General features: G+C 37.4%; 11 protein-coding genes and 1 pseudogene. 7 read left to right on the top strand and 5 right to left on the bottom strand.

Going from position 1 to position 10,660, the window contains the following annotated elements:
• Positions 1-369: 369 nt before the first annotated feature.
• Positions 370-612, bottom strand: a complete 243-nt coding sequence (locus ACOT8F_RS02745; protein WP_421650000.1) for a transporter — start codon at positions 610-612, stop codon at positions 370-372.
• A gap of 391 nt (positions 613-1,003) precedes the next feature.
• On the opposite strand from ACOT8F_RS02745, the gene ACOT8F_RS02740 reads away from it, so the two are divergent.
• Positions 1,004-1,315 carry an EthD family reductase gene (locus tag ACOT8F_RS02740; RefSeq protein WP_421649999.1) on the top strand — a complete coding sequence of 104 codons (312 nt, stop codon included), beginning with the start codon at positions 1,004-1,006 and terminating at the stop codon, positions 1,313-1,315.
• Between the two features lie 489 nt (positions 1,316-1,804).
• Here ACOT8F_RS02740 and ACOT8F_RS02735 read toward each other — a convergent pair.
• Positions 1,805-3,024: pseudogene (locus tag ACOT8F_RS02735) on the bottom strand (IS110 family RNA-guided transposase).
• A gap of 202 nt (positions 3,025-3,226) precedes the next feature.
• On the opposite strand from ACOT8F_RS02735, the gene ACOT8F_RS02730 reads away from it, so the two are divergent.
• The gene (locus ACOT8F_RS02730) at positions 3,227-3,760 is read left to right on the top strand and encodes a P-loop nucleotide/nucleoside kinase family protein (RefSeq protein ID WP_421649998.1); all 534 of its coding nucleotides are present in this window, start codon (positions 3,227-3,229) and stop codon (positions 3,758-3,760) included.
• Positions 3,761-4,101: 341 nt separating this feature from the next.
• Here the strand turns inward: ACOT8F_RS02730 and ACOT8F_RS02725 are convergent, their stop codons facing one another.
• A complete protein-coding gene (locus ACOT8F_RS02725; protein WP_421649997.1) occupies positions 4,102-4,389 on the bottom strand; it encodes a hypothetical protein in 288 nt (95 codons plus the stop codon).
• A gap of 296 nt (positions 4,390-4,685) precedes the next feature.
• On the opposite strand from ACOT8F_RS02725, the gene ACOT8F_RS02720 reads away from it, so the two are divergent.
• The 3 genes from ACOT8F_RS02720 to ACOT8F_RS02715 all read left to right on the top strand — a co-directional run bounded on the left by ACOT8F_RS02720 (position 4,686) and on the right by ACOT8F_RS02715 (position 5,996).
• On the top strand, positions 4,686-4,895 hold the full coding sequence (locus ACOT8F_RS02720) for a hypothetical protein (RefSeq protein ID WP_421649996.1): 210 nt from the start codon (positions 4,686-4,688) through the stop codon (positions 4,893-4,895).
• A gap of 134 nt (positions 4,896-5,029) precedes the next feature.
• Positions 5,030-5,335 carry a hypothetical protein gene (locus ACOT8F_RS20935; protein ID WP_489672221.1) on the top strand — a complete coding sequence of 102 codons (306 nt, stop codon included), beginning with the start codon at positions 5,030-5,032 and terminating at the stop codon, positions 5,333-5,335.
• Between the two features lie 196 nt (positions 5,336-5,531).
• Positions 5,532-5,996 carry a hypothetical protein gene (locus tag ACOT8F_RS02715; RefSeq protein WP_421649995.1) on the top strand — a complete coding sequence of 155 codons (465 nt, stop codon included), beginning with the start codon at positions 5,532-5,534 and terminating at the stop codon, positions 5,994-5,996.
• 292 nt (positions 5,997-6,288) lie between these two features.
• On the opposite strand, the gene ACOT8F_RS02710 is transcribed toward ACOT8F_RS02715, so the two are convergent.
• The gene (locus tag ACOT8F_RS02710; protein ID WP_421650045.1) at positions 6,289-6,846 is read right to left on the bottom strand and encodes a YitT family protein; all 558 of its coding nucleotides are present in this window, start codon (positions 6,844-6,846) and stop codon (positions 6,289-6,291) included.
• A gap of 377 nt (positions 6,847-7,223) precedes the next feature.
• Between ACOT8F_RS02710 and ACOT8F_RS02705 the strand changes: the two genes are divergently transcribed.
• Positions 7,224-8,711, top strand: coding sequence for a phospholipase D-like domain-containing protein (locus ACOT8F_RS02705; protein ID WP_421649994.1), 1,488 nt, complete (start codon positions 7,224-7,226; stop codon positions 8,709-8,711).
• Positions 8,712-9,127: 416 nt separating this feature from the next.
• Here ACOT8F_RS02705 and ACOT8F_RS02700 read toward each other — a convergent pair whose 3' ends face one another.
• Complete coding sequence (locus ACOT8F_RS02700) at positions 9,128-9,898, bottom strand: esterase-like activity of phytase family protein (protein WP_421650044.1); 771 nt, start codon at positions 9,896-9,898, stop codon at positions 9,128-9,130.
• Between ACOT8F_RS02700 and ACOT8F_RS02695 the strand changes: the two genes are divergently transcribed.
• Entirely contained in the window at positions 9,847-10,278 is a 432-nt protein-coding gene (locus tag ACOT8F_RS02695) for a TipAS antibiotic-recognition domain-containing protein (protein ID WP_421650043.1), read from the top strand. The genes ACOT8F_RS02700 and ACOT8F_RS02695 overlap by 52 nt on opposite strands.
• Positions 10,279-10,660: the final 382 nt, after the last annotated feature.

Genomic DNA, 10,660 nt, shown 5'->3' with positions numbered 1-10,660 from the left:
GGCAAAACAAATCATTACTGGAATAGAGAGAATTAGCACCCTACAAACAATGGGTGGGAAGGGTATTAAATAGAATTAATTTCAATACGGGGTTGCTGCGGCAGCTCTTTTTTTCTTGTTCCACTAACGGGCAGTTTAACGCAGCCTCAGGATTAAACTTATGTTCGTTTTGGAATTTAGTCTAATTTCAGTATATGAACGCTAACCGAAATGATTAACGTTCTATATATGATGGAAGGGAACACGCAGGTGGCGGATATCTGGTGATCACAGTATTCGATTCAAAAAAACGATCTCTAATTATGCGAAATCCCAAACGCTTCTAAAGTAAGACTGAACGATACGATTACGGAGGTCAGACGCAGTGTTTTAATATAGAGTTGGAGTTGGAGGAGAACAATGGAAGTTAACAATATCTCTTAAAGCAACCGAATATTGATTCCATCTTCCGCCGAAAAACCTATTGCCATAAACTCTTTGATGCCCGACAGTCGTCAAAAAAAACCAGAAATTGTCTCCGTTTCTAAGCCACAAATACGTGAAACGAAAGATACAATTTTCAAGACCCCAAGGATTCTGGGCATAGGTTGGATTTTGTCGTATATATTCCATAATTCGAGGTTCACTCCTTATTGAAATTAGACATATAACCAGTTTATGCTCAGGGTCAAAGCTTGGATTGGATGTATGCCTAGTAGCCCACCTAAATTCAAATATGAATAAGCTTATATGAAATTGTTTAAGGATTGGGCAACTATTTTTATTGAGAACGGTATCTCTAATCCAAAGGAAATTATGAACAGACTAAATAATCCATAGAGTTGTTCAGCTAACGGGTGCGATTGTTCAATAAGAGCAGTCACTTTTTCACTAACTGGCAGTTTAATTAAAGATGGATTCTACGCTCGGAAGTAATATTAATGAATTGTATATAGTTTTGAGAGCCATATTCTTTGCTCAAATGAATATAAATATAGAGGAATGTCAAAAAGGGAGGATTAATATGGCAACGATCACATTTTGCTATAAAACGGATGTACCTTTTAATGAGGAATACTATCGAAACAAACACTTGACTTGGTGTAATGAAGTCCTAAAGCCTTTGGGTATGCAGCGATACCAAGTGACGAAATTCCTTCAAGCAATGGACGGTTCAAAACCTCCTTACCAGCTTACAACGACTCTTTATTTTGAATCTAGAGCAGCACTACAATCCGTTCTTCAAAGTGAAGTCAGTCAAGAAGGATTAAAGGATTTAGTTAATTTTTATGAAGGAGTTCCTGAAATATTCCTTGGAGAAGTCGTCTATCAATGAGCATTTGATCGCTACGGCGGTCTTTTTTTTATTGGGATAAAGGGAGATTTAGTTAAAAATAGGGTCGCTACGGCAGCTTTTTTATTGAACTCCCTCGATAACTAAGAAAAACCTCTTAAATACTCATGTATTCGCAGGATCTCACTTCTTTATTGAGATGAAGGGGCTAACTTAATTCTATGAAATGTAAGAGTATAAGGTAAAGTGGGCATAGGGAAATAGAGGAGATCTAGTAGACTCCATTATATTCCATATAATGCACATATGCTCCACGTCGCCCTTGGAGGCTTACCCTCCCATGTCTCTACGGGTCAAATGCCCTTTCATTCCTTCGTCATGCCTGTCCAAAGGGTGGAGGCTGGTTATGCTAACGGAACGGTCCTAGCCCTTTTGTTCAATACACCCAGTACTCCGTACATATTTGAGATCCTGCGAATACATCAATATTCAATACATAGCGTTTGGTTAATTCTCTTATAAGGAAGATAGTTAAGCAGCGTTTAAGAGTCGTACCCTTTCTGGATTATAAGTTTCTTGATTCTTGGTCATTCCAACAAGAATACGGGCGAACTTACCAATCAGCTTCATTAACGATTTCATTTTACGCATACCTCTTTCTTGCACATTGTAGGCATGTCTAGCTTTGAACTCCTGATTGTTATTGATCAAATTCATGGTAGCCATATAGAGAAACCTTCTTAATCGTGACCGTCCTCTTTTAGAGATAACGAGATGGAGTCCCGCATGTCGAAGTAGGGAGTTCCCATGAGAAAACTGGCTGAGATCACCTGCCTCACCTAAGATTCCCGCGATTGAAATGGTATTCAACCCGTTTATGGAACGCAAGTTATCAATGTAGGGAACGAGGTTTAAGACCTCACGTACTGTCTCTTCAACTCTTTCGAGCTGAGAAGTCGTTAAATCATATTCCTCTAATAATTGCTGGAGATGAAAACGATGGGCATCTAACGCCAATTCAGTACCCACAGATTGCTGTGCGACTCGAAAGAGTAAAATGGCTTTCTTAAGTCCAGGTTGTCTTTTCATGTGTTGTTTCCAGCTCGATGCAATGTCTTGTGGTGTTTGACCTCGGACTTCTTGCGGAGTCGGGAATAACCGCAAGGTTGTAATAGCTCCTTTTCCCGTCACATTTTTAAAGACTTCTCGAAGTTCTGGAAACACCAAGTCCACCCATCGATTGATCTGACAAGCCGTTTCATAATCGTATCGCGATTGGCCATAAGTACTCGGAGCTTTTCAAACTCCTCAGAGGAAGGTTGGATGGAAGCGTAGTAGCCATTCTTAACCATGTCAGCGATCACTAAAGCGTCTTTAAAATCACTTTTAGACTGCGTATTATCACGATTTTCTTTGTTCCGTTTTACATGATAGGGGTTTACTGTTACAACCTCTAACTCTTGTTCAAAAAGCCAAGTCGAGAGGTTAATCCAATAATGGCCAGTTGGTTCCATACCGATGATTACATCCGTTAATTGGTATTCTTTTTGAAGTTTCTCCATCCATTGAAGGAAAGTGGTGAAACCACCCTCATTGTTTTTGAAGGTTAGCGGGTTGCCAAGTATCTTCCCACGAAAATTGACTGCTCGAGCCACATGGAGCTGCTGGGCAATATCAATACCTACAATAAGATGTTGGGGAGAAATTCGTTCAATGAGTTGATTTTGTCTGTCCTGCATTTTAAACTTCATAGTAGGGCTTCCTCCTAGATGGTTATGTTGGGATACATTCATCTTAAAGAGGGGCTCCTTTTTTATCAAAGCCTAAAATTTACTCTCTACAGGAATGCTAAAGAGGCAGTTTAGTGGAATAAGCCTATAAAGCATTTATATAGTTAATAATAGGATATTTATGGAATTTGTTTATAGCTGAACATCAGAGGGGTGTATATTGATGGTTGAAAAATTCAATTTAGATTACCTGTTTTATCGTGAACGAGGTGATTTTACCCCTATAGTGGTAATGATTTGTGGTGTAGCAGGTTCGGGAAAAACTACATTCGCCCAACAATTAGAAAAAGAAGGTTTTGTACGCCTTTCTATTGATGAAGAAATTTGGGCTACAAATGGTCGGTATGGGATAGATTTCCCAGTTGAAAAGTATGAGAAATTCAAGGAAGACGCGGAAATAAAATTGAGGAATCAATTGATAAAGTTAATTCAGGAGAAACATAATGTGGTAGTTGACTTCAGTTTTTGGCAACGTTCTAGAAGGAACCAATATAAACAGCTAATTGAAGAGTCTGGAGGAAAATGGAAACTTATTTATCTGAAAGTTCATCCTAATGATTTGCGTGAACGACTTAAGATACGAAGCCAACGTTTTGATGCAAATGCTGCCTTCGCTATAACAGATGACATTTTAACTTCCTTCCTTAATGGTTTTGAAGAACCAACAGGCGAAGGAGAAATTGTAATTAAACATTAATAAAATTTCTTTTTAATAAAGTTAAAAGGTACTTACTTTAAAAAGGGGAAAAGCCTATTTTCTTATTGAAGTAACGGGTGCTTAGTAAAATAACTAAAGTGCCATTTTTGTAGCCTTTTTACATCTTCCCATATTCAGCAATCGGACGCATTTGTTGAACAAGTATTAAAAGGGTGAAACATATTAGCCATGTATAATATGTTTCACCCTTTATTTATTGTGGCTTTTTACGATTTAGGTATTGATAATTTTAACTCTGTATAATAGTCTTGATCGGAAAAAGGCTCCTTTATTTTATCAAGCAGCATTGGGCTTGCAAACATAGGTATTCACCTCTATTCTCAACCTATACCATGTGCTAAATAATGATCTTGATCGCTAGTTTCATTTCTTTTCTTAAAACGCTCTGAGACTATATTCAATGTTAGTGCTCCAAGTTTTATTTCAATCATGAGTTTTTCTCTATAATAGTTTTTGATGTTAGCTTTTTTATCGGTTAAAGGAGCTAAACCATGAATAAGAATGAACAAGATATGTTCCAAGGTAATCAAACGAAGACCATAAAAGAAACAAAAACAATAAAGGTAATAAAACTTATTTAAAACAAAATGCAAATGCTCATCTCTCAACAAAGATGATCCAAAGTATGTGAAAAAAGGTTATTTCAGTAAAAAAGGTTCTGACTCATAGAGCCAAGAAGATTGGGATAATCATAGAAAATAAGATTTTGGAGAAGATGATTTACCTTTTTGATGAAGTAAGGAGGATAAAAATGAGCGACTTTCAAAATCCCTTATCAACTATGCCTGATCCTTTACGGGTGTTGAAGTGATGCATAGAGACATCAGAATCAAACAAACATGTTCTGCCTATTGAAGCCAAATACCATTACTATGTCTGCAAATATTGCAATTGTCATAGAGTCTTGGCTTATCAGTATAAAGATGAGATAAACGGTGATTGGAAAGAGTTTAAGGATGTTGATTACTGTTTAGATTGTCTCAATGGGAGAGAATCCTTAGCTGCGGAAAAAGAAATAAAAGAAAGATGGCATGAAGAATTAATGAGTCAATATTGGATAGATGATCCAGATTCAAAAGAAGCGGGATTTAAAAATTTCATTTACTTAGGTTAGTCTATTCTAACGGACAAATTTTTGTTTTATTGAAAACTGAGCAAATTGCCAAGGTTGCTTTGCAATTTATTTAAAACCATGATATGAGCACAAGAAACGGGTTAGGTAAACGCATATGTTTATAACAAAAAGAAATGAGGACTGTTTTTATGAGTTCAGAAGTACAGGTTATGCCTCAACAGAACGATATAACAAATACAAATGAACGATTTATAAGGCCTTTTTTCATTAGACCTGTAAGACCATTTTTTTGGCGACCTCCTATTTTTTGGAGACCCCCATTTTTTTGGCGACCCTATTTCGTTAACCCTTTTCTAGCAGGAGTACTGGGCGGAGCATTGGGCGGCTTATTGGTTAGTACGTTAGTCGGTCCATATAGATATGTTTACTGGTATCCATATCCTCCATATCCATATTATCCACCATACCCAATTTATTAATTTTTTTATAAAGCATCCTTTGGGTGTTTTTTTTGTTTGTTCGCCCAGCATACTCTTCCATCTTTCTTTGGATCCAATATGATACTCGATGCATATACTTTTATTGTTCCTTTCAACAGGGCAATAACTAAACATATCACTTTATCCATCATTTCAATGCATTAGCTAAAGCACTAAATGCAAGGAGAGATTAACTTTGGAAACTGAACAGAAACCCATTATTAGTATACCATTTCCATCACAGTGGGGTATCGACGCTGCAATAGCTGGCAGACCAATTGTTCGGGGTACACTCAACATTAACTCTATTCCAGATAACAGGGTAGATGGTACGGTAAATTTTCGTGGTACACCTATTCAAATTCAAGGATCTTGGAATGAAAGCACCAAACAAATCACATTTGATTCCCCTTATGCCACATTCTCTGGCAACCTAACCATATTTGATGATCCCCAGATTAAAATTCGACATTTTATTTTAAGTGGACGTTTTATTATGAAACCTCCCTCTCTACAAGCAGGTGAGTATGGAACCTGGATTGCTACAACTGATAAAAGTCTAACTGGATCTCCCATTATTAGTACTACCGTGCCTCCTGTTGGAGTCTTTTTAACATCGAATATACTTAGTCAGATGCAGAAGCAGGGATATCGGGGTTGAATAGAGGGTTCCCAACCTATTTTGTAATTTTAAAAATAGGCTTCCCAAGGTGGGTTTTACAGTTTTTCTTTCGTAATTCAGCTGGGATTGTGAAAAAGTAAAATTCACCTTTCTATTTTGTCCCCACAATGAGTCGAATCCATGAAATATAAAACAAGAAAACAAAAAAACGGCTAAGTTATCATTAGTAAGATTTAGCCCAGGATACACCGAATATCCAAAGAATCCATTGGAATGGTAATTATAATTTGAACATTTCTTCATACGAACAAGTCAAATAATTACCATTTTTTCATTCCTTATCTATTGGTCTTGCCATCAATGAAGTAATCATTCCAATGATGCAAATAGTTAAGCAAGAAAAAAGGAATGCTTTTAACTCTAACATATTAAACGCTGCTGTTACAATGAGCCCATCTATCATGAAAATAACAACCCCTGTATTTACGGAGAAAGCTTTCGATATAAATTGGGCTAGCAAATCGGTTCCTCCAGTACTTGCCTTATATCGAAGCATCAACCCCACTCCTATTCCACTTAATGCTCCTCCAAATAAAACACTGATGAAGGCTGAAAACAAAAATTGGGTTCTTAAGGGCGCTAACCAGTCTATCATTATCGAAGAAAAACTCAAACCTATAAAGCTATTATAAAAAAAGGTTCGTTCATAAATCCACGCATAAATACATAGAGGGATGCTTAAAAGAAACATGGCTAAACCTGCAGGAAAACCAATGTAATAATTCAGGATGAGAGCAATCCCTGTTATCCCTCCGTCTAACAAATGATGAGGAATTAAAAAACCGTTTATTCCTATACTCAGTAATAGACTACCTATAAGTATAGCCATTGTTTTTTGAAAAATATAAATCACCTTTTATTTCAAATATATGTACAAGCATGTGATCTCAGAAGTAAACAGACCGAGTTAAAATGTCAACTTTTTGAAAAAATTGGGCATTAAAATTTTATGTTCAATACCATTAAAAATTTCTGCACCAATACTTTCAAACGTCCAGAAATATTCAAAAAAAGAAAGTTGGGAATTTGCTTTTTACCTAGCCATTTAGTAATGAAAAAAATTAAAAAATGAATACAGTACTTCCTATTAAAAATACAAAAATCCCATAGTTTTACTTAAAAAGATAATACTAAAAATAAAAAATATACTAAGCATACTCGCTATATTGTTAGTACATGCTAAAGAAAAAAAGGGAGGAATTTCAGTTGGTGTGGATTTTTTATCTATATCTTATAAATACGTTCTTTATGCTAGTCATAGCAATTAGGGAAGTTCGTCGGCCTTCCAAAGCATTAAACTGGATAACAATCGCCCTTATTTTACCTATCATTGGTTATTGGCTATATCTCAGTACATCAAATCCCAAGCGTGTTCATCGGAAAAGATTGACCTCATCTGGTAATGAGTCTGACAAATTACCTGATACATACAGTGATTCAGCAATGCGTATTGCTGATGCTTTACGGCATTTCACTGTGCATGGATTTCGAGTCGGCCAAGTCCAAGTCCTCAACAATGGAATACCAAAGTATGATCAACTCATAGAATCCCTACAAAATGCCCAAAAGAGCATTGATCTGGAATATTACATCTATCGGAATGACCAAATTGGTAATCGCATCACAGAACTTCTGATCGAAAAAGCAGCAAATGGAGTTCAGGTTCGTTTTATTAAAGATGGTTTTGGAAGCAAACAATTTCCGCGTTACAAAATTCTTCAAATGATAAATGCAGGGATTGAATGCCGGACAATATTTCCTTTACGCTTTCCCTGGATTATATCCAATTGGAATTACCGTGATCATTGTAAGATTGTTATGATCGACGGAAAGGAAGCCTTTACTGGTGGCATCAACGTGGGTTATGAATATACAGGATTAAAACCAGACGTTGGATTCTGGCGGGACACTCATTTGCGAATCATAGGGGAAGCAGCAGTCGATTTGCAGACTATCTTCGATGTCCATTGGGATATTGCTTTGCCTGAACAGGTAGAATCGAAAATAAAATCTAAGATACCGAAAAAACCCACTAAATCACAAGAAGTCGGTCGAACCAGTAGCGCAGGTCTTTCCAGATGGTCAACCGAATTGGCATCTGAGGTGTCCGCCATAGACAAATCCCCGGAGAAAGGGAGATTGCAAAAAGCTTACATCCATACGTTGGAAGGAAATCCTGGAGTACCCACTCCAGTTATTCGTCAAGCTTACTTTATATGTATAACCCAAGCGAGCAAGTCGATTGATATAACGACACCCTACTTTGTACCAGAAGAAGATATTATCATGGCATTAAAGACAGCTGTAGCTCGTGGTGTGCGTGTTAGATTGCTGGTTCCTCGCCACATTGATCAAAAAATCGTGGGCTATGCAAGCCGTACCTATTACGGGGAACTTTTAGAAGCTGGAGTCCATATTTACCAGTACGACAAAGGGATGTTGCATGCGAAGCTGATGGTCATCGATGAGGAGGTTGCAGAAGTAGGAGCAGCAAACTATGATATGAGAAGTTTTCGTCTGAATTATGAGGTTTGTGAAATCTTGTACAGCGCTGATGTAGCAAGAGAACTCACACAGCAATTCGAGCTAGATCTTACTGATTCTGTTCCCTTAAAGATCGAAGACTTGCTGCAACGACCTCTGACTCAGCGCATTATGGACCAAAGTGCTCGCCTGCTTTCTCCATTATTATAAAAGAAACATCCCTTTTTCTTATCCTTACTTAAATGTAAGGAGTCTGTATATCCTTTAATACGTTATCGGAATTAAAACCAAAAACCTACCTCCTTGGAGATGGGTTTATATATGATTGATTAATCCTCTTGGATATTCTACAATTCCAAACCCGATCGTTATATGTAAAAGGAATACCAGTGGTGTACTACACTTTTTTTATACCTGCACGCCCTGAACTCAGATAAAAGTAACGGAGTTAGGGGCGTATGAGCTTTTATTTAAGAACTGTGAGTTTTTGTGCCAGATTATATAATTATTATTTCAAGTTTATTTGCAAGTTGATATGCTTTCTTCAATCACTCATCTTTGAACCCTTAGGCTGGTGAGAGTGGACTGTAAAGCCTGCGCTCAGTCCATTTTCATTCTCAGGACCGTCAGAGTCGACATAAACCGTTGGTGAAAACGTCTGTGGCGAAACGAGCGGTTCCCGTCAGATTATATAGCCACACTTGTTCTGGGTCCGGGTCCTGAACACCAAAGTCATTATCGTTAGTGAGTGCCAGGGTATGATCATTTGGCATCGCGATCCCTTCAAGCTTGGAGTTATTGTATCCGCGCTCTTTGGCATCTACAAATAGCGTTTTTTGTATAGGTTTTACAGTTACCGGGTCACCAACAGTTGGCGTAACAGTATAGGTTTTATTTGGAGCGTAGGGAGTCATGACGGTGTTTTCAAGCGTCACATCTGTTTTGTCTAAGCTTTCGCCGTCCAGGAGACCAAAAATATTGGTAGGATTGGCCGCTGTTGAAAAATCAACTTTGAAAATACTTTTATAGCTGTAGTCGCTGTCTCTTTCATCAAAAAGAACATGATCATCATCTAAGGCAGCAATATCGGAGATCAAGTGTTTACCGTCCAATACATATAAAAATTCCTTTGGATCTTTGTCCATGTGTTTCAGATCATAGCGAATGACACGGATGGCCGTTGATCCTTTTGGCGGGGCAGAACCGTCACCGTAAGGATTAATGATGGGTCCTTGTAGTGCGGTATACAGATATCTACCGCTAGGTGTAACAGTCGTTCCTTCCAGTCCCTTGTTTGGATTCCGCATAGCAAAAACAGCAGGAAGAGTGTCATGGACCGGAACAGCTGGAGAAGAGGCAAATAAATCTTTTTCCCCTTTTAGAACAAGCCGCTGAATATTTTACCCAAGAGCAACAGGAAAAGATGTTCAAACAGATTGGACTAGAGAAAAGAAAGCAGTATGTAAGTGAATGGTCTGAAATAACTGCAAAGATACGTGTGGAATATGAGAAGGGGACATCACCTGAAAATCTAGACGTAACACAATTGGCAAAACAATGGAATGAATTCGTCAATAAGTTGACTTTTGAGGATCCTGAAATAGCCAAAGCAGCTCAACGTTATTATAAAGAGAATCCTGAAATAGGAGAGAAATTGAGGATAGATAAACAGCTTTCTGAATACATCAAGAGGCTACTATGTCACACAGTTAAATTCATTTTTATTCTTACAGAAAAAGTCGTGAGCATTTGCATAGCCACGACTTTTTCTTTTTAAGAAATCGGGCGCATTTCAGGAGTAAGAATGCGCGCTCTCTCTCTTTGTGTATAGGGCAGGATTGTTGAATAACGCATTTTCAAAAATTAACGATAATTTGGATTTACTCAAAATCTGCTGTGTTGTTAGAATTAGAACTCTGTGTTTAAGGGGAAGTGTTGAATGTTAATGAGTGCCGTTATTAAATATTGCTACCCTTATAATTTCGTTTACCTCGTCTATGTTTAGTTCATACTCATTTATAGAAGAAATTAAGTATTTTTTAAGCAAGCAATAACTCCTTATCACACGGTTTATTTTACTTTGTTGAGCACTCCAATTCTTTTTATATCCATAATATGTATAATTTAAACTAGGAAGAATACCGCTGACTATTCGAAGG

The organism is Chryseobacillus diguaensis (genome assembly GCF_049220665.1).
In the GTDB taxonomy this organism is placed as follows: Bacteria; Bacillota; Bacilli; order Bacillales; family Bacillaceae; genus Metabacillus_B.
Note: the sequence above shows the minus strand (reverse complement) of the source record. Positions and strands in the feature narration are given on the sequence as shown.